The sequence below is a fragment of the Campylobacter massiliensis genome (genome assembly GCF_014253065.1).
Classification (GTDB): Bacteria; Campylobacterota; Campylobacteria; order Campylobacterales; family Campylobacteraceae; genus Campylobacter_A; species Campylobacter_A massiliensis.
The window spans coordinates 67297-85312 of sequence record NZ_JACLZK010000002.1; the positions used below are offsets into that span (position 1 = coordinate 67297).

Annotated in this window: 19 protein-coding genes and 1 tRNA gene; 11 read left to right on the forward strand and 9 right to left on the reverse strand. The window is 44.8% G+C overall.

Annotated elements, in window-relative coordinates; all coding sequences use genetic code 11:
- The first annotated feature begins 1 nt into the window (after position 1).
- The 5 genes from fliK (at position 2) to H7R39_RS06905 (ending at position 3950) form a co-directional block, all read left to right on the forward strand.
- A complete protein-coding gene (gene fliK / locus H7R39_RS06885; RefSeq protein ID WP_185898567.1) occupies positions 2-1699 on the forward strand; it encodes a flagellar hook-length control protein FliK in 1698 nt (565 codons plus the stop codon).
- Positions 1700-1701: 2 nt separating this feature from the next.
- Entirely contained in the window at positions 1702-1971 is a 270-nt protein-coding gene (locus tag H7R39_RS06890) for a FlhB-like flagellar biosynthesis protein (RefSeq protein WP_009493814.1), read from the forward strand.
- 73 nt (positions 1972-2044) lie between these two features.
- Positions 2045-2233, forward strand: coding sequence for a hypothetical protein (locus H7R39_RS06895; protein ID WP_185898568.1), 189 nt, complete (start codon positions 2045-2047; stop codon positions 2231-2233).
- 354 nt (positions 2234-2587) lie between these two features.
- Entirely contained in the window at positions 2588-3151 is a 564-nt protein-coding gene (locus tag H7R39_RS06900) for a CheB methylesterase domain-containing protein (protein WP_185898569.1), read from the forward strand.
- Positions 3144-3950, forward strand: a complete 807-nt coding sequence (locus H7R39_RS06905; RefSeq protein WP_185898570.1) for a CheR family methyltransferase — start codon at positions 3144-3146, stop codon at positions 3948-3950. Before H7R39_RS06900 ends, H7R39_RS06905 begins: the two co-directional genes overlap by 8 nt.
- Before the next feature lie 134 nt (positions 3951-4084).
- Here the strand turns inward: H7R39_RS06905 and H7R39_RS06910 are convergent, their stop codons facing one another.
- Together H7R39_RS06910 and H7R39_RS06915 are read right to left on the reverse strand one after the other, a co-directional pair.
- Positions 4085-5287: an MFS transporter gene (locus tag H7R39_RS06910; protein ID WP_185898571.1), complete on the reverse strand. Its 1203-nt coding sequence runs from the start codon at positions 5285-5287 to the stop codon at positions 4085-4087.
- 39 nt (positions 5288-5326) lie between these two features.
- Positions 5327-5773, reverse strand: a complete 447-nt coding sequence (locus H7R39_RS06915) for a copper resistance protein NlpE N-terminal domain-containing protein (protein WP_185898572.1) — start codon at positions 5771-5773, stop codon at positions 5327-5329.
- A gap of 107 nt (positions 5774-5880) precedes the next feature.
- On the opposite strand from H7R39_RS06915, the gene H7R39_RS06920 reads away from it, so the two are divergent.
- From H7R39_RS06920 to H7R39_RS06930, 3 genes are all read left to right on the forward strand, one after another.
- Positions 5881-6801 carry an SPFH domain-containing protein gene (locus H7R39_RS06920; RefSeq protein WP_009493831.1) on the forward strand — a complete coding sequence of 307 codons (921 nt, stop codon included), beginning with the start codon at positions 5881-5883 and terminating at the stop codon, positions 6799-6801.
- Positions 6798-7196 (forward strand): NfeD family protein, encoded by a 399-nt coding sequence (locus H7R39_RS06925; protein WP_185898573.1) that lies wholly within the window; start codon positions 6798-6800, stop codon positions 7194-7196. The genes H7R39_RS06920 and H7R39_RS06925 overlap by 4 nt, the downstream gene beginning before the upstream one ends.
- A gap of 72 nt (positions 7197-7268) precedes the next feature.
- Positions 7269-7775 carry an endonuclease V gene (locus H7R39_RS06930; RefSeq protein ID WP_185898574.1) on the forward strand — a complete coding sequence of 169 codons (507 nt, stop codon included), beginning with the start codon at positions 7269-7271 and terminating at the stop codon, positions 7773-7775.
- A 98-nt stretch (positions 7776-7873) separates the two neighbouring features.
- Here H7R39_RS06930 and H7R39_RS06935 read toward each other — a convergent pair whose 3' ends face one another.
- Positions 7874-8245, reverse strand: coding sequence for a putative periplasmic lipoprotein (locus H7R39_RS06935; RefSeq protein WP_185898575.1), 372 nt, complete (start codon positions 8243-8245; stop codon positions 7874-7876).
- 40 nt (positions 8246-8285) lie between these two features.
- A complete protein-coding gene (locus H7R39_RS06940) occupies positions 8286-8429 on the reverse strand; it encodes a hypothetical protein (protein ID WP_185898576.1) in 144 nt (47 codons plus the stop codon).
- Positions 8430-8545: 116 nt separating this feature from the next.
- Between H7R39_RS06940 and H7R39_RS06945 the strand changes: the two genes are divergently transcribed.
- The 3 genes from H7R39_RS06945 to H7R39_RS06955 are packed head-to-tail and all read left to right on the forward strand — an operon-like array spanning position 8546 to position 12733.
- Positions 8546-9595 carry a dehypoxanthine futalosine cyclase gene (locus tag H7R39_RS06945; RefSeq protein WP_185898577.1) on the forward strand — a complete coding sequence of 350 codons (1050 nt, stop codon included), beginning with the start codon at positions 8546-8548 and terminating at the stop codon, positions 9593-9595.
- A complete protein-coding gene (locus tag H7R39_RS06950) occupies positions 9595-10818 on the forward strand; it encodes a M16 family metallopeptidase (protein ID WP_185898578.1) in 1224 nt (407 codons plus the stop codon). Before H7R39_RS06945 ends, H7R39_RS06950 begins: the two co-directional genes overlap by 1 nt.
- Positions 10808-12733: a DEAD/DEAH box helicase gene (locus H7R39_RS06955; protein WP_185899391.1), complete on the forward strand. Its 1926-nt coding sequence runs from the start codon at positions 10808-10810 to the stop codon at positions 12731-12733. Before H7R39_RS06950 ends, H7R39_RS06955 begins: the two co-directional genes overlap by 11 nt.
- A gap of 355 nt (positions 12734-13088) precedes the next feature.
- Here H7R39_RS06955 and H7R39_RS06960 read toward each other — a convergent pair.
- The 5 genes from H7R39_RS06960 to H7R39_RS06980 form a co-directional block, all read right to left on the reverse strand.
- A tRNA-Glu gene (locus tag H7R39_RS06960) sits at positions 13089-13163 on the reverse strand.
- Positions 13164-13774: 611 nt separating this feature from the next.
- On the reverse strand, positions 13775-16231 hold the full coding sequence (locus H7R39_RS06965) for a hypothetical protein (protein ID WP_185898579.1): 2457 nt from the start codon (positions 16229-16231) through the stop codon (positions 13775-13777).
- Positions 16228-16566, reverse strand: a complete 339-nt coding sequence (locus H7R39_RS06970) for a plasmid mobilization protein (protein WP_185898580.1) — start codon at positions 16564-16566, stop codon at positions 16228-16230. The genes H7R39_RS06965 and H7R39_RS06970 overlap by 4 nt, the downstream gene beginning before the upstream one ends.
- A gap of 208 nt (positions 16567-16774) precedes the next feature.
- Complete coding sequence (locus H7R39_RS06975; RefSeq protein ID WP_185898581.1) at positions 16775-17347, reverse strand: hypothetical protein; 573 nt, start codon at positions 17345-17347, stop codon at positions 16775-16777.
- The gene (locus H7R39_RS06980; RefSeq protein ID WP_185898582.1) at positions 17316-17597 is read right to left on the reverse strand and encodes a hypothetical protein; all 282 of its coding nucleotides are present in this window, start codon (positions 17595-17597) and stop codon (positions 17316-17318) included. The genes H7R39_RS06975 and H7R39_RS06980 overlap by 32 nt, the downstream gene beginning before the upstream one ends.
- Positions 17598-18016: the final 419 nt, after the last annotated feature.

An 18016-nucleotide genomic window follows, 5' to 3' on the forward strand; every position in this document is an offset into this window, starting at 1 on the left:
TATGGAATCAGTAAGCAACTCAGTAAGTTCGCAAATCGCAACCCAGGCCGCAGTCAGCGGCGCTCTGCCTAAAACGGGCGGACCCGGCGGCCCAGGCGCCGGACAGACGGGTCAGGCGGGCGAAACCAAAAATCTTTTTAAAAATCAGCCCGCGCCTGCGCAAAATTTGGACTCCGAGGCCGCAGATAACGCCGTAAAGGATCTAGATAAGCTCGTAAATAAGCTTTTAAACGAGCTAAAATCAAGTCCGGCGCAGGCCAAAGAGCTAGCCGCTCAGGCAAAAAATCTGCAACTTTCGCCAAATCTCGCAAAAGACATGAAAAGCCTCGTCGCGCTTGCCGAAAACGAGCCCGATCTAAAGGAATTTGCACTCAAGCTAAAGGAGTTTTTAAAACCGGTCGCCGATCTAAAAAACGCGCCTCTAAACGAACAGATAAAAAGCTCGGGCATCATGCTAGAGGCAAATTTAAAAGAGGCGCTAAACGGCAAATTTAACCTACCCAGCGCGATAAATAAGCTGTTTGGCGATATAAAAAATCTCTCGAATCAGCAGCTTTTGGAGCAAATTTCAACACTTACTAAGGATGACAGCCTAAGTACGAACGAAAGCTTTGCTAAGCTTGATCAAATTTTACAAAACGCTAAAACCGCAGCCAAGGATACGCTAGCCGGCTCGCCTTTTAAACAGCTTTTTGAGATCGCGGATAAACTCGAAAACGCAGCTAAATTTATGGATAAACAGGCAAACGCGATGAGTAGCAGCGGACTAAGCCTAAACGAAAAAACGCTAAACAACGAGCTAAATAAAATCTCGCAGCTGCTGGCAAGCGCGGGCGAAAAAATGCAAAATTTAAACAGCGAAAAGCTAAGTCAAAACAGAGGCTTTGCTCTAAATTTCGCCGAACTAAAAAACGCATCAAAAGATCTAACGGGCGAGCTTAGCGTGCTTGCGGCCTCGCAGGATAAATTTAACGACTTTGCGCAAAAAATCGTCCGAGACGGTACGGATGGGAGCGAGGGCGCGACGCTGCAAGATAAGCTGCAAAATGCGGCTAGAAAGTTAAATTTCGCCTTGCAAATCGCCGATAAAGCTGGCTTTGAAGCAAAAAATAACTTAGATGAAGTCGGCAAGCTAATCAAACAGCAAAATATCGCTCGCGGCGAGCTTGGCGCCGTGACGCCAAAAAGCGCCGAAGAGACGGCAAAGGTGCTGCAAAACGACGTAAAAAGCGCGCTTTTAAACATGCAGTCAAAGTCTCCGGACGCTAGCCCCGTAAAAGACGCTGCCTCAAAGCTACTCGCTCAAATCGAGATGCACCAGCTAGCCTCCGCGGTCGCAGGCGGCGTGCAGACCTATCTGCCCTACGTCTGGGAGGGCGTAGAGGGCGGAAACATCAGGTTTAAGCAGGGCAAAAAGCAAAAACATTACGCGCAAATCGACCTAAATTTTCAAAATTTCGGCCAAATCAACATCATGGTGGCGCTTAGCGAAAACAAATACATCGACCTTGCGATCGCGACGCAAAAAGAGGAGTTTAAGGAGCTGATTTTAAGCGGCGCGAAGGAGCTAAAAAGGGCTATCGGCGAGCAGGGCTTGATAGTGTCGAATTTTAGTCTAAAAACCATGCCAAAGCTGCGCCTTAGCGGCGTTTACGGCGGTCTGGATAAGCTTGATATGGGCTTTGATAAAAAGGCGTAAAATTGGCAAAAGTGCAAAAAACTAAAAAAGCCGTGGCTCTTGGCTACAACCGTCAAAAAGATAATGCCCCAAAAGTGCTGGCTACGGGTTCGGGCGAAGTGGCAAAAAATATCATAAATCTAGCCAAATCTCACGACATACCGATCAAAGAGGACGCCGATCTAATCGAGGTTCTAAGTAAGGTCGATCTAAACGAGGAAGTCCCGCCAAATCTCTATAAAGCAGTCGCCGAAATCTTTAGCTTTTTGTATCAAATGACGAATAAAAAATAGGACGTTTGTCGTAAAGCAAGGCGAGATCAGGCTGCTTTCAAGCGTAAATTTGGACGAGAATTAGGAAATTTAAATGAAAAAGACGGTCGGGATAATGCTAATTTTAGCTTTGCCCTTATTAATCTTGTTTTCTGCTCTAGTTTTTGCTAGCGACAACGCGTCAAAAGGCGCAAACTACCCAAAACACGCGCTGGAAAAAGCGGTAACTCACGATAAAAAAGAGCCTCATCCAAAAAAGATAAAACCGTCAATCATAAAGTAAAATTTGACGGAAAGTTCGCGTCTAAATGTTGCAACTAAAGCAAGTGCGATAAAATGAGTTTCGTGCGGTCAAATTTGAGTACAAGCACAGCAAGGCGTGAATAAAATGAAAGCCAGCCAAATTTGAGCAAGATATGTTCTGTATAAAAGCCGTTACTTGGACCGCCGATGTCTCAGTAAAATTTAACCAATTTCACGCCGTTTCTGCAATCTCCAAAATCTTACTCAAATTTGACCGCAGCGTTTAGTTAGCGTAAAATTATTTGCATTATTTTATGTATTTTTGCCTTATAGCTAAATTTAATATAAATAAAGATAAAATAGCCGTAAAATTAACTCAAAAAACGGAATAAATTTGAAACAAAAACTGGTCTTAGTCGGCGCCTCGACAGGCGGTCCGGGACATTTAAAAAGGCTTTTTAAGGGGCTTGATCTAAACGGTGCTAGCGTCGTTATCGCGCAGCATATGAGCCTGGCTTTCATCCCTAGTTTTATCTCGCAGTTTGACAAGGAGTGCGCGGCGGAGGTGGTTATGCTGGGCGCGCCTGTGCAGCTAAAAAGCGCGATATATATCTGCGAGAAAAACTCCGAGATAATCTCCGCTAGCCCCCTAACGGCCGGTATGTGTTCGCCCATGAAAGAGACCACGTATAACCCCAACGTGGACGTACTTTTTCGCTCGGGCGTGCAGGCTTGCAAATTTGCCGACGTCATGGCGATCCTGCTAACTGGCATCGGCGACGACGGCGCGCGCGGACTAAACGAGCTATATAAAGCGGGCGCTAAATGCGTCGCCGAAAACGAGGAGAGCGCGATCGTCTACGGCATGCCAAAGCGCGCGAAAGAAATCAACGCAAATTTAAGGTCGCTACCCATCGGCGGTATAAGGGCGGAACTAGAAAGGTTTTTACATGCTTGAAAATGCAAATTTGACGCCCGCTCCTAGCGATGCGGCGGGACTAAATAAATTCGTCGAAGTCATCAAAAATATGTGCGGCGTGGATCTAGAGTCCAAAAAGGACATGATAAAACAACGCCTAATAAATTTCTGTCAAGCAAACCGAATTTCAAGCTTTGAAGCCCTAAGTTCAAAAGTCGTCGTAGACCGCTTTATGAGGCAAGAGATCGTAAATTTAATCACTACGAACGAGACCTATTTTTACAGAGAGTTGCCGCAGCTACAAGCCGCGATCTACTACGCCAGAGAGGAGCTTGATAGCGTGCGGATACTGTGCGCGCCGTGCTCGACGGGCGATGAGGCATACTCGCTAGGTATGCTCGCGCACTCAAATTTGCTCGACGTAAACCGCGTCAGTATCGTTGGTATCGACATAAACTCCGAGGCTATCGATAGCTGTAAAAAGGGCGTTTATAACGAGCGCTCCTTGCACCGACTAAACGACAATCAAAAAAATATCTACTTCACAAAACGCGACGGCAAGTACGAAATCAAGCGCGAGATGCTGCCTAGATGCGAGTTTAGCGTGGCAAATATCTTTGACGATGCGATCTTTAAGCTCGGCAAATTCGACATCATTTTCTCGCGAAATATGATGATTTATTTTAACGAGGAATTTAAGCTAAAAACCGTAGAGCGCTTTCATAAAATTTTGAGCGATCACGGCAGACTCTACGTAGGACACGCCGATCTGGTGCCGTTTACGACGCTTTATAAAAAGCATATTTCAAACGGAACGACTTATTACGCTAAGGCCTGAGCGAGATAAATTTGAGGTCAAATTCGGCTCAAATTTGCTTAAATTTGACGCGAGCGGACGGCTACGTTTTTTGACGCGGACGGTAAATTTGTGCGTTTAAATTTGCCTTGCTAGGCCCGCGCCGCAGAGCAAATTTACGCTAGCTCGTCTTTGTAAATTTTACGCACGAATACCCAATAAATCGCTCCGGCAAAAAACATGCAGCCTATCAGCGCCGTGATCAGCGAGAGGCTAAGTCCAAGCTCAAAAAGCAGCCCTATACCACTAGAAATCACTGCCGCGACGCCTAGATAAACCATATCGTTATAGGCGATGATGCGACCGTAAAATGCGGGATCGCACTTTTGCTGGATGAGCGTGTAGGTGTAGCTCCAAAGCGTCGAGGTAAAAAATCCTGCACAGAAAATCCCGATAAATCCGATATAGAAGTTAAACTGAAGCGCGCTCCACGCGATGACGCCAAGCCCGTGACCGACGTAGATATAGACTAGGTTGGAGTTTGAGACGAATTTGCTAAGCACGAGCGGGCCGAAGATCAGCGCGACGGCGCGGCAGGCGTTGATGTAACCGATGATGAGCGATGCCGAGAGTATGCCCGCGTACGGATAGTCGGCTAGCAGAGCCACGAGCGCGTCGTAACTAGTCACGCCCACAACAGCGTGTAGCATGATGAGGTGCGCGATGAGCGGATTTCGTTTTACGTATTTTAGGCCGTTTTTTAGCATCTCGCGGACTTTTTCGCCGCCTTTTTTAGCTCGCACGGCGATGTCGGTTTTAAGCAGGACGATAAGCGCCGCTGCGTAAAGAGCGCAGTCTAGCAAAAAGGCGCTTTTGATCCCGAAAAAATGGATATAAATACCCGCTAGCCCCATGCCTGCGGTGTATGAAAACGCCCAGATGAGCGAGTGGATCTCGTTTGCGGTTTTTATCTCGTCTTTGTTTAAAATTTTGGGAAACAGGCTCATCTCGACCTGAAAATACGTTCCGCCGGCCCCGACTCTGATAAATATTATCGCAAATAGCAGCCACATCAAGGAGAGTTTGTCGATAAAAACGAGCATAAAAACCGTCGCCATCTCTACGACCGTGAGCGCTATTAGCATAGGTTTGGGGCTAAATTTATCCACCACGATACCGCTAAAAGGCGATAGCAGCACGCCCGGCACGAAAGCAAGCGCAGCCGCCGCCGTGATCGCCCAAACGGGGGCGTCAAGCTCGATAAGTAGCGTGAAAATGCCCGTGTGCGAGAACCAAACGCCGAAATAGCAAATTAGCTGTATGAGCGAGAGGCGCGCGAAAACGGGCTGGGTTTTTAGTAGATTGATAAATTTACTCATTTTGGGCTTCGGGTTAAATTTGAGCGCTAAATTTGCCGCTTAGTTTGCTTCTAGCTTTTTGTAAATGCGCTCCTGGGCGAAATTTTCTTTGATAAAGCTGTTTTGGTTGCTTATCTGGCGTAGCGTATCGCCGTTACTCTCGAAATTTAGCTTTTCGCGGTATTGATTCGTCGCTCTTAGGGTGTTGCCCTCTATCTCGTATTTGCCATTTTGTAGCTCTCTTTGCGCGATCTTTTTTTGATAAACGGTGTCGATTTTAAACGTACCGTCCGCGTTGAGCGTTAGCGTGCTTTTTGAGTTTTCGCCGCAACCGTCGCAAAACACCTTAGCCTCGTAAACCCCGATCAAATTTTCCTTATCTATCTGGGCGCCGCACGTTTCAAAAACCTCAGTGCCGCCGCATTTTTTGTTATTTACGGCGCTTCCGCCAGTCGCACAGCCAGCAAATATCATCGCAGCTGCAGCTAAAAATAAAATATTTTTCATGATTTATCCTTAAAATTTTGGCTAATTATACTAAAAATTTTCCGCCAAAATGGCGAAATTTTAGCAAAAAGCGGCTAAAATGATGAAAAATATTTTAAGGAGTAGTCATGGAAGAGAGCATCCCGTTTATCGTATTTGCCGTGGTCGTGCTGGCCTTTGCGGTCTTGTTTTTAAAAGCCGGCATTAAGATCATCTCGCAGTCTGATATCTACATCGTCGAGCGTTTGGGTAAATTTCATAAGGTGCTTGACGGCGGTTTTCACATCATCATCCCTTTTGTCGATCAGATCCGCGCCGTGATCACCGTGAGAGAGCAGCTAGTAGATATCACGAAGCAGCAAGTCATCACCAAAGATAACGTAAACATCAGCGTCGACGGCATCGTGTTTTTAAAGGTCGTCGACGGCAAAATGGCCCTATATAACGTCGATAGCTACAAACGCGCGATCGCAAATTTAGCCATGACGACGCTGCGCGGCGAGATCGGTGCGATGAATCTCGATGATACGCTTAGCTCGCGCGACCGCCTAAACTCCGCGCTACAAAGAGCGCTCGGAGACGCCGCCGATAACTGGGGCGTAAAGATCATGCGCGTCGAGATCTCCGAGATCTCCGTCCCGCACGGCATCGAAGAGGCGATGAATCTACAAATGAAAGCCGAGCGCGAAAAACGCGCGATCGAGCTAAAAGCGCAGGCTGAAAAAGAGGCGCTCATTCGCAACGCCGAGGCGCTAAAACAAGAAAAAGTATTGCAAGCCGAGGCTATCGAGCGTATGGCCGATGCGAAAAAGTACGAGCAAATCGCGCTAGCCACGGCTCAAAAAGAGGCGATGGATATGATAAACGAAAGCATGGCGCAAAATGCCAAGGCTGCCGAGTTCCTACTAGCGCGCGACCGCGTCGGAGCCTTTAACGAGCTAGCCAAAAACGGCTCGAAAGATAAAATTTTAGTCCCTTACGAAGCGACCGAGCTCATCGGCTCTCTAAGCGTCTTGAAGGACTTTTTGGGTGCTAGGGCGGCGAAATGATACCTGCGTACTTGATGCTGGCTGCGGGCGTAGGCCTAATTATGCTCGAGTTTATGCTCGGTAGCTTTTTCGTGCTATTTTTCGGACTTGGATTTTTAGCAGTCGGAGTTTTGGGATTTTTCGTAGATATCGCTTGGGAGTATCAAATTTTACTTATCGCTATCATTTCGCTAGTTCTGCTTTTTGCGCTCAGAAAGCCTTTGAAGGCTAAATTTAACCAGCATGAATGCGAAGTTAAGGACGACTTTTTAAACGAGAGCGGCGAGGGCGAGATCAGAGAGGGTATGGTTTATTTTAAAGGCACTTTGTGGCGCTACGACGGAAATTTAGCCGAAGGTGCAAAGGTGCGCGTGCTTGGCACCAAAGGCAATAAAGTCGTTTTGGAGAGGGATTAAATTTGAGCTTTTGAGACGGCTGAGTGTTTTAAATCTAAGCCGTCTTTTGCCGCTCAAATTTAAAAGATATCGATGAAGCTTGCCGTAGACGCGTACTATACGGGAAACAAGGCTAAAGTCGCAGGGGTTTTGTTTGAAAACTTTTGCGACAAAAAGCCGCTCAAAATCATCTCAAAGGTAGTCGGCAACGTAGCGCCCTATGAGAGCGGAAGTTTTTATAAAAGGGAGCTACCGTGCATCGTCTCGCTTTTGCAGGATTTGGATGTACGGGATGTCTCGCTCATCGTGATCGACGGTTTTGTTTACCTTGATGATGAGGGCGGATGCGGTCTGGGCGGGCATTTATACGAGTGCTTGGAGCGCAGAGTGCAGATTGTGGGCGTAGCTAAATCGCCTTTTAAAGGTAGCTGCAAATTTGTAAGAGAAATTTGCAGAGGCGGTAGCAAAAGGCCGCTTTTTATTAGCGCGATCGGTATGGATGTAGACGAAGCGGCGCGGCTAGTAAAGGGGATGAGCGGCGAGTTTAGGATGCCTAGTCTACTTAAAATTTTAGACGACGAGACTAAAACCGAAATTTAACTACTTTGTTGTGAAATTTGGCTTGATTTTGATTTTGTTAGCGGGCGCAAATTTTGACGAGGGAATGCGATCAAATTTGACCTTGACCGCATTAAATTTTAGTGTTTGTGATGAGGACAGGCGTGCGCTTCGTCGCTTGCGCGGTTTTTGTCGTGATGAGCGCACTCTTTATGCTGCGCGCAGCCTTGCGCTTTTGCGTCGCATTTTGGGCATGGCTTTGATTTGGCGCTCTCGCCGCCGCAGCCTAGGCTTTTGTCCGCTCCGTGATTTCCGTGATGAGGGCACTCTTTCATCGCTGCGTGAGACTGTGCGCAGCTAGCGTTTGGCATGCCGTGATGCGGGCAGCTAGCGTCTTTTATCTGCGTAGCATGGCGATACTCCTGCGCGTTTTGTTCGGCGGGAGCTGGTTTGTTTGCCGCGCAGCCTACAAAAAATAGCGCCAAAATCGCAGCTAAAACTAAATTTTTCATCTTTTCTCCTTTGATAAAATGTCTCGCGATTTTATCAAATTTAAGCTTTATAAATCGGGTTAAATTTGAGCGGGCTGCAAAAACGGGTTAAATTTAAATGCCGCGTCAAATTTGACGCCCCGTCTAGCGCCAAAAGGGTTAAATTTCTTAGCTTAGCCGCGTTTTTTGCGGATTTTAAAATCATTTCTTTTCCTTTGCGTTGAGGCGCGAAACGATATCCGCAAGAAGTTAAAAAACGTGAATTTATCAAAGATAAAAGCGTTTTTTGCTAAACTCGCGTAAAAAATTTAAAGGAAAAATTTGAATAGACTAAGCGTGGACGAGGCGGTAAATTTGATAGAAAACGCCGAGCTTAACGAGCTTGGAGCGATGGCTCTAGCGCGCAAGCGCGAGCTGCATCCCCAGGGCGTCACGACATTTATCGTGGATAGAAACATCAACTACACGAACGCGTGCTGGGTGGACTGTAAATTTTGCGCGTTTTACCGCGATCATAAGGACGAGGACGCCTACGTTCTTAGCTTTGAGGAGATCGGGCAAAAGATCGAGGAGCTCATCGCTATCGGCGGGACGCAAATTTTATTTCAAGGCGGCGTGCATCCGAAACTAAAAATCGAGTGGTACGAGGATCTCGTGGAGTTTATCGCGAAAAAATACCCAAGCATCACGATTCACGGATTTTCCGCGGTCGAGATCGACTATATCGCGAGGATCTCACGCATCAGTACTAGGGAAGCGCTACGCCGTCTACGAGAAAAAGGGCTCTACTCTATGCCAGGAGCCGGAGCAGAGATACTTAGCGACCGCGTCCGCGACATGATCGCGCCTAAAAAATGCGACGTGCAGACCTGGCTGCGCATCCACCGCGAGGCGCACGAGGAGGGGCTAAAGACGACGGCTACGATGATGTTTGGTACCGTCGAAACCACGCGCGAGATCGTGGAGCACTGGGAGCATATCAGGAGCTTGCAGGACGAGACGGGCGGCTTTAGAGCGTTTATCTTATGGAGCTTTCAGGGGCTAAACACGCGCCTAGCCGCCGAACGTCCCGAGATCAAAAAGCAAAGCTCGAATCGCTATTTGCGCCTGCTTGCGGTTTCTAGGCTGTTTTTAGACAACGTACCAAACATCCAAAGCAGCTGGGTCACGCAGGGCAGCTACATCGGGCAGCTGGCGTTGCTGTTTGGCGCAAACGATCTAGGCAGCACGATGATGGAGGAAAACGTCGTCAAGGCCGCGGGCGCTAGCTACCGTATGAATCAAGACGAGATGATACGCCTCATCAAAGACATCGGCGAAAAACCCGCCAAACGCAATACAAATTATGACATTTTAGAAAGGTTTTATTGATGAAAATCATAAATTTAAAAGCCGCAAATTTACAAATCCCTACCGTTTACGAGGCTAGCAAAACCTTGCCCGCGGTGAGCCTAAAGCTTATTTTCAAGGTTGCCGGAGCTTGCGCGGAGGAGAAGGCCGGACTTGCTAAATTCGTCGCTAAAATTTTTGACGAAGGAACGCTAAGCAAGGGCGCGGCGGGCTTTGCCAAAGAGCTTGAAACGCGCGCGATTAGCCTTTACGCGAGCGCGGGATTTGAGACATTTGCGTTTGAGCTAAACTGCCTAAAGGAGCACTTTTCTTTTGCGCTTGCCAAGCTAAAAGAGCTTTTAGAGGAGCCCAATTTAAGCCAAAAAAGCTTTGAGAAGGTTCGAACTCTGACTCTGGGCGAGATATCTAGTAACGAGAGCGACTACGACTATCTGGCTAGAGTCGCGCTAAACGGGCTGCTGTATCCTGGTACGAATCTAGCGCGCCCAAGCATCGGCACGAAGCAAAGCGTAGAGAGTATCACGCTAGAGGACGTTAAAAATTTCATCGATAGCAAGCTTGATCTGGCAAATTTATTCGTAGTGCTGGGCGGCGAAGTGACGCCTGGGGAGCTAAATTTAGACGAGATTTTAAGCTCGCTAAAACAGGGCAAAGCGCGCGAGCTAAAGCTTTTTAAAACCGATGAAAAATGCGGCGAAAAAACAATAATCAAGCCTAGCGAGCAAGCCTATATCTACTTTGGCGCGCCTTTTGACGTTTCCCGGGAGGAGCGATATAAGGCTAAGGTCGCGACGTTTATTTTGGGCGAGGGCGGCTTTGGCAGTAGGCTGATGGAGGAGATCCGCGTGAAGCGGGGGCTAGCGTATTCGGCGTATGCTAGGAGTGAATTTGCGCTGAGCCACTCGCAAATTTGGGGATATCTGCAAACCAAAAACGAAAGCAGGAGCGAGGCGGTCGCAGTCGTGAAAGACGAATTTGCAAAATTCGTCAAAAACGGCGTAAAGGCAGGCGAGCTAGCGCAGGCTAAAAGATTTTTGCTAGGCTCGCAGCCGCTACGCCAAGAGACGCTTTTTAACCGCTTAAACATCGCTCAGAGCGAGTTTTATAACGGCTTTAAACTAGGAAATTTTAAAGACGAGCTAGAAAAAATATCGAAGCTAAAGCTTGCCGAGCTAAACGCGTTTATCGCGGAGCACGCAGAGATAGAAAAGCTCAGTTTTGCCGTGCTTTACAATGAAATTTGATGAAAAAGACAGAAACAATCTAAAAAAAATCGGCGTAACCACTCTGCTCGATCTAGCGCTAAAGCTTCCTAAAAGCTTTGAAGATACGAGCCTGGCCTCCGCGCCAAAAGACGGACACGTGAGCGTCGCCGTGGAGATAAAAAGCGCGTATCGCCAAGGAGGCGGGATGCTACATGCCGCATGCTGGTGCGAGGCGTGGGAGCAAAACGTCAAAATAGTAATTTTTAACGCCAAGCCTTGGCATCACGGCGCCTTTAAAGTCGGCAAAAGCGTGTTTGTAAGCGGCAAATGCGCCTACGCCTACGGCTCGTGGCAGCTAACCAATCCCAAAATCGTCACGAAAATAAACGAAATCATACCCAAATACAAACTCTCTCTCAGAGACGATTCGTTTAAAAATTTGATCCAAAAATACGTAAATTTGCCCAATTTGCTTGAGGCTGGACTCGCGCCTAAGGAGGCTCGGTTTTTGCTTGATTTGCATCGAGGTGATGAAAAAAGCATCGCGATATTAGATGCTCTCGTGCGGGAAAAGGCGGGCGAAGAGGTGCTAAAATTCGTCGAAATTTACAACTACCTAAAAAAGCTAAACGCCAAAAAGACTCATTTTAAGGCGCCTAAAATCAAGCTTTTTGATATCTCGGAGTGGCTTAAAAATTTGCCGTTTGCATCGACTTCCGACCAGCTAAACGCTATCGCCGATCTGCGCGCGGATTTTAGCGGCGAGGAGGCGGTGCGGCGCGTCGTGATGGGCGATGTGGGCAGCGGCAAGACGCTTGTTATGCTAGCTGCCGCGCTTAGCGTCTATCCCGGCCCTGCGCTCATCATGGCGCCGACATCGATACTAGCCGAGCAAATTTACGCAGAGGCGGCGCGTTTGCTACCTGATTTTATGCGAGTTTTGCTTGTTAAAAGCGGCGACAAGCCCGAATTTGACGGCGTAAATCTCATCATCGGCACGCATGTTTTGCTTTATCAAAGCTTGCCCGCAGCGCCTTTAGTTATGATAGACGAGCAGCACCGTTTCGGCTCAAATCAGCGCGAGAAAATCAATGCTCTAGCTAGCGGAGGACTTGTGCAAGACCCGCAACTTGACGCAGCGGAGAGTGAATTTGACGGTAAATTTGACGGCTGCGAGCAGGCAAATTTGACCGCAACCGCGCCCGAAAAAAGAAATAAGCAAACAAAAGCGGCGAACGAGACCAGAGCTCACGTGGTGCAGTTTTCAGCGACGCCGATCCCGCGCACGCTAAGCATGATACAAAGCAGTTTTGCGGAGTTTAGTTTTCTGCGGCAGATGCCTTTTGAAAAGCACATCCACACGCAAATTTTACAAAGCGCGGACTTTGGCGAGCTACTGGCGCATATCAAAGCGCAAATCGCCAAAGGCAAGCAAGTCGCCGTAATATACCCGCTCGTGGAGGGTAGCGAAAGCTCGAACTATCAGGGGCTGGAGGAAGCGCAGGGATTTTGGCGGGCAAATTTTGCAAACGTCTACGTGACGCACGGCAAGGACAAGGAAAAAGAGCAAGTGCTGCGCGAATTTCGCGAGCGCGGAGACGTGCTACTATCGACGACGGTGGTCGAGGTCGGCATCTCGCTGCCCAGGCTTAGCACGATCGTGATCGTGGGCGCGGAAAGGCTTGGCTTAGCGAGCCTGCATCAGCTGCGCGGACGAGTAGGGCGAAACGGCGGGAGCGGATTTTGCTTTTTGTTTACAAAGCTCAAAAATCCACCGACGCGCCTGAGGGAGTTTTGCGAGACGCTGGACGGCTTTAAGATCGCTGAGATAGACCTCAAAAATCGCCAAAGCGGCGACATCTTAAACGGCGCGTTTCAGCACGGCGCGACGTTTGAATACTACGACTACGAAGAGGAGATCACGCAAGCGGCAAAGAATAGGCTTGGGATTTAGCTGAATTTGCCGTTGAGTCGGCAAAATTTTGCTGCTTGCTTGAGTATTTCTCTGTTTATTTTTAAATTTGAAATAAAATCGGTAAAAACTGCGTTTAGATTTTCATGATTTTTAAAACTTGCTTGAAATGAAATTTACAGATAGTTTTTGAAGCCTTTTAATTCAATTAAAGCTCCCATGATTGCATGGTTTATTATTACTTTTTGCAGATTATAAAAACAGAATTGGCGTGAATTTAAATGCTTGCTGTTGTGGCTTTTTATAAAAGCTAGAGATTACTAATTTAGGCTCATATTTAAATATGGTTTTTATATAGGGCAACTTAAAAAGCGAAGTCGTAAATTTAAAAGCGGATTGGTGACCCTTACGAGAATCGAACTCGTGTTACCAACGTGAGAGGCTGGTGTCCTAACCGCTAGACGAAAGGGCCAACAATGATAAAATAAATCGTGGTGCCCCGTGTATAATCCTTGAAAAACTCGATTAAATCACGATATACGGATATTTCCGTTAAACCAACGGAGCGTATTATAACAAAAAATCGTAAAAATCATCTTAAAAATATAAAGGTTTGTTCAAAATTTAATTGAAAATTTTTCCTAAGGCTAAGGCGTAATGCAATATGTCATTTACTAGCGCCCTTGCCCCGCCTTTGCTTTTTTATTTTTCGGCAGAGGACGGCGGGCAATGGTGCTAGAATACCGCCGGCTACGCCCGCGAGAATGACCTTCGATTTTCTGCCCAAAACGACTTGCGTCGCCTTGGGACCCGAAAAATCGAAATTTGAAAGATAATGATTGATGAAGATATATGCTAGTTCTTCCATCTCTCGCGGATTTCGGGGACCCGGCACGCGCAATCAAACGCTAGACTTTGTTAGTATTTGCGCGTGTTGGGACGAAACCGCGGTATAGCTCGAAGAGCGTATCTCCCTGCAGGGAGCTTTAGCTCACAGCGGGGAGATAAAAAAGACCTATTGAATTACGCTTTGTTTGGACCATTTATGATCTAAACTAAATTTATATTGTTTAAAATTTTTTCTTAGAAATCGATACCATCGTATTTTTTAGTTTGTTCTTCATCCTTGATTTCGATTTCAGGCTTATTGAACCTTTGATCTAACCCGTTGGATAGTAGATCTGACTTCTTGATTGATCCCCAATACCCTACATTTAGAGAATTGTCGAATATATCGAATTTATTAAGTCCATAGTGGTCCATCACGAGTTTCTTTCCTTGATGATCATTCCATGAAGTCATGAGTCTATTTAGGCTTTTTGTAAACCCTATAAAGTTAAAGGAAGTAATAGATCTCCAGTATTTGCTTAACTTCCTAGAGAAAAATTTCGAAATTTCATTAGGGTTTTTTGGATTGAATGATTTTTCCTCTTGAGGTTGAATCCCTAACTTTAGGATATTTTCGTTACTCGTTTGATATTTGATCTCGCTTGCAGCTTCGTTCATCCTCTTTTGAAGATATGTATAAGGAGTTACATACTCGCCTTTTTTGAACGAATAAGCCGAGTTTTGATCTTGGATGTATAGATGTCTACCTTCCTTCGTATGCATGATTTGGTTTTTTCCTTCTTGGTGGATCGTAGCGTTAGGCTCGAAATACCTAACAAGATCATAAAGAGGAACGCGATCATGCAATGATTGTAGCGACACTCTCGTCAAATATCGTTCATCATCGATCGGTTCATGCTGAAGTTCAAATTTCTTTGTAGCATCTATGCCTTTCCTGATTTGATCGATATTCCCAAAGGCTTGATTCTCTATACCTTGTTCGATTTTTGCTTCTTTTAACAAACTAGCTTGTCGTAAGATCTCCGAATTATCAAATGTCTTTCCGTCCACCAAAATCACGTTATCTTTTTTTAATGGCTGATAGTAGCATTGGGAAGAAGTATCCGAAACAGTATCGATCTTTCCTTCAAGCCCGAGATTCCTTACTACAAGATGCATATAATCCTTATAAATATCCTTGTCTTGAAGGGCTTTCGTGGTAGGAACAATCATACGAAATTTCTCGGTTTTTCCGTCGTAGAGATGGCTACTTGAAGGGTAGATAAAGCCCTGAATACCTTTTCTTTTGAGTAGTTCGATACCATCGGAAATTTTCATATCCTGATGTGCTTCTTTGTTATCTATATCGAATATGAGGGTTTTTGTAAAACCCGATATATTCGCATTATTCCTCGATCCGTTCGAAAATTTAGCCATACTTATCGCCGAGTATTGTTTTAAGGTGTTTTCTAGGTTTTGAGGATTTGTCAAAATAGTCTTCCATCCAAATACTGCTTGAGGTTTTGGTTTTTCCTTGGTGCTGCCTTGGAGCAACTTAAAATCAGAGCTTACGCTAAGCTCGATAGTATCGGTATTCTTTAGATTTTTGCTTAGCGATTCTTGTTCGAGCGCGATTTCTGATAGCATTTTTACGGCATCGTCAAATCTCAGATTTAACTGCTTCGTACAATAATCTAAGACATTCCTATTTTGAGTACTTGGCTTCCGGGTCTTCGGTGTTATCGTCTCGAATCGAATTCTTGTTCCATCCTCGTTAGAGCGAATATCTACGCCAAATTTAGCCTTTAATGTAGGAATGAATAGATTAACATCCTTGCTTTTTAAAGTTTCGGCTAATTGCACGTTTTGCGCTCTTACCTCGGGATCGATAGCTTTTACGATCTCGTTGGCAATGACTGAATTTTTCGTATTGTTTTTGATTTCGTCAAGAGCTATATCTTTCGTTTCAGCTAGGTTTCGATCAAGTGGTAGTATATGTTTTTGATCGATCTCTTGTTCAATGCGAGGCTTCCCTTTCTCAACCATAGCTGCTTTGCGGAAACTCTCGTATTGTCTCAATAACTCCGATCTACTCAAGCCCAAAGGTTCAGGATTATCGAGTCCAAATTTTTCGCAAACGATATCTTGAACAATAGACTTGAACTTTATAGCCGAAGCTATCATTTGAGAACGATCCTTTGAATATACCATTCCCGCGGTTTTTATGCCTCGGCTAAACTTCATATTTTCAAACGATATAATCAAATGGACATGCGGACTTCGTCCGATCTCCTTACCTTCGTACTCGGCATTTAGCCTTTTACTCTTGGTGTCTTTCCCTTCTCGCGGAATGTACGGTTCGCTTTGTATGATCGGGATTTGGGCTTCGGCATAGAGAATCATCTCATCTTTAGAGTGATTTGGGAAGTTTAATTTTAAATACTCATCTATGATTTCTTGGATATTTCCCTCTTTTTCGATCTTTTCCCATTCCTCTCTAGTGAAGCTTAAGCTTGCATGGTAGTAGTTGTATTTTTGCTTGCTTTTTGGATTCGCGAGTTGTGCGTTTTGAGAATCTTCAATAGCCTGAAGTGATCCCATGAGCGGTATTCGTTCGTCTTTTTCATCTCGGGTATATCGACTATGTTTTGAATGCCCTGTTCGCAAATATTCAGCGATTCCCTTCTCGCCTTTCGTTAGTTGAGCTATCATTTTGACTCCTTGAGTAGATTGTAAATTTGATTCAAAAGCTGTTCGTTTTTAAAAAGATTTTCGAGGATTTCCGTTTGAAAATTTCGATCGATTTGATCTCTTTTTACAATTACGTTTAAAGCCTTGGCGATCTGATTTATGTTCTTCGCCGCGCGATAAAAATTAAATCTGATTTGCGGATCAATCTCTTTCGTAACTTTCATTACGATTTCAGAGTTTAGGATAGATTTTCTAATAAACTCTGATTCAGATATACCTACTCGGCTAGCTTTTTCTTTCAAAAGAGCTTTCAGATCCGCCGAGATCCGAAACTTTATGTTTTCGTTTTTTATCATTTTTTTAATCTCCTTTGATTGGAAAAATGATGATTGAATAGTTTTAGCCCTTAGGCTAAAATCTCTTACCTTTGGTTAATCCTTTTAGCTCTGTTTTAAGCTAAAGGATTAACAGCCCTCTGCAAGAGCGGGACAATCTATGGGGGAGGCGTATGCCCCCACATATATGTGTCACGCTACATTGTTACTATCTTAATTATAAGAAAAATCATTTGTTCGATTTCCAATCAGCAAAAGCCTTTCGCGCTTTTTCGACATTCCCGCGAGATAGGAAAAGAATAAAATCATTTAATTCTTGATTTTCTAGAGCTAGTCTCTCGTTTTCTTGTTTTCGTTCTCGCACAATCCTTAAAATTTTTTCATTGTCGACCAAGCTCTTTTTTGCTTCTATGATAGGCGGTACCGCAAACCAAAAAGCGATTCCGATTTCTACTAAAAATATAATCACATGGATAGCTATAGCTTGCGGAACTATCCAAATACTTTTTATTAAATCTGAAGCCTGTTTTAGATCGTTTACCGATTTGGATATTTTGTTCACAGCGTTATCCGCAGATCTATTTAAAGCGGTTTCTTTAGCATCCATTTTTGCAAAAACAGCCGTTAAAGTTATCTCGGATTCTTGCTTAAACTCATCAGCTTTTACCTTTAAATCTGCCGATTTTTGATCAAGCTGTATACTTAAATTTCTAGCTTCAGAGATCGAATTTTCAAGAGAACTAGAAGCGAGGAGATTTTCCCCGCTCAGGTTATTGTTCGATTGATTTATCAGGATAGCCATGGCTTATCTCATTTTGAGTTGGAGCTTGAGGCTTGTTTTGCAATTCGTCAAACTCTTTCTTCCATGTTGAGATCTCGGATAGCGAAACATCGAACTCAAACGTTTTCCGGATAAACTCAACGTATTTTTTATTCGACATCTGAGTCTTAAATATCGTTTCGAGACATCGTTTTTTGATATATTCTCGATCATCTGTATTAACGAAATTGTTTAATGCTTCTTCAAGCGACTTATTTGAAATTTTTTTCATTGCTGATCTCCCTGTAGATTTTCGAAATTTCTTCAAGCTCGATAGCAAGCTGATCGAGAAAATATTGAATATCCCCCCCCCCCCCCCTTGAATATTCATTAACCCCGTCGGCTTAGTAGATCCTTTCCCGAACTTCCTCGTATTTGGCTTGGATTCTTCTAATATGCATGTATAGCTCGCTAGAGCAACTTATTTTTTCCATTTTTTTCCTCCTTTAGGAATATTACTATTTTATTTATGTTTAACTAAAATTCCCGTAGATTTTTTCTAGAAGTACGGGAATTTATATGTTTCACAACGGTTTTCAATACAAAAAGTCCTATTAACTATGATAAAAACGATATCTTAGAAAACTTACGTGAAACTTTATTTTATGCAAAGTCATCAAATTTTTACGCAAAGTCGTCGAAAACTACGCA

Bases quoted from the DNA above. Each gene is read 5' to 3' on its own strand.
- fliK (WP_185898567.1), top strand. From the start codon at position 2: ATGGAATCAGTAAGCAACTCAGTAAGTTCGCAAATCGCAACCCAGGCC.
- H7R39_RS06895 (WP_185898568.1), top strand. From the start codon at position 2,045: ATGAAAAAGACGGTCGGGATAATGCTAATTTTAGCTTTGCCCTTATTA.
- H7R39_RS06905 (WP_185898570.1), top strand. From the start codon at position 3,144: ATGCTTGAAAATGCAAATTTGACGCCCGCTCCTAGCGATGCGGCGGGA.
- H7R39_RS06910 (WP_185898571.1), bottom strand. From the start codon at position 5,287: ATGAGTAAATTTATCAATCTACTAAAAACCCAGCCCGTTTTCGCGCGC.
- H7R39_RS06915 (WP_185898572.1), bottom strand. From the start codon at position 5,773: ATGAAAAATATTTTATTTTTAGCTGCAGCTGCGATGATATTTGCTGGC.
- H7R39_RS06920 (WP_009493831.1), top strand. From the start codon at position 5,881: ATGGAAGAGAGCATCCCGTTTATCGTATTTGCCGTGGTCGTGCTGGCC.
- H7R39_RS06925 (WP_185898573.1), top strand. From the start codon at position 6,798: ATGATACCTGCGTACTTGATGCTGGCTGCGGGCGTAGGCCTAATTATG.
- H7R39_RS06930 (WP_185898574.1), top strand. From the start codon at position 7,269: ATGAAGCTTGCCGTAGACGCGTACTATACGGGAAACAAGGCTAAAGTC.
- H7R39_RS06935 (WP_185898575.1), bottom strand. From the start codon at position 8,245: ATGAAAAATTTAGTTTTAGCTGCGATTTTGGCGCTATTTTTTGTAGGC.
- H7R39_RS06940 (WP_185898576.1), bottom strand. From the start codon at position 8,429: ATGATTTTAAAATCCGCAAAAAACGCGGCTAAGCTAAGAAATTTAACC.
- H7R39_RS06950 (WP_185898578.1), top strand. From the start codon at position 9,595: ATGAAAATCATAAATTTAAAAGCCGCAAATTTACAAATCCCTACCGTT.
- H7R39_RS06955 (WP_185899391.1), top strand. From the start codon at position 10,808: ATGAAATTTGATGAAAAAGACAGAAACAATCTAAAAAAAATCGGCGTA.
- H7R39_RS06965 (WP_185898579.1), bottom strand. From the start codon at position 16,231: ATGATAGCTCAACTAACGAAAGGCGAGAAGGGAATCGCTGAATATTTG.
- H7R39_RS06970 (WP_185898580.1), bottom strand. From the start codon at position 16,566: ATGATAAAAAACGAAAACATAAAGTTTCGGATCTCGGCGGATCTGAAA.
- H7R39_RS06975 (WP_185898581.1), bottom strand. From the start codon at position 17,347: ATGGCTATCCTGATAAATCAATCGAACAATAACCTGAGCGGGGAAAAT.
- H7R39_RS06980 (WP_185898582.1), bottom strand. From the start codon at position 17,597: ATGAAAAAAATTTCAAATAAGTCGCTTGAAGAAGCATTAAACAATTTC.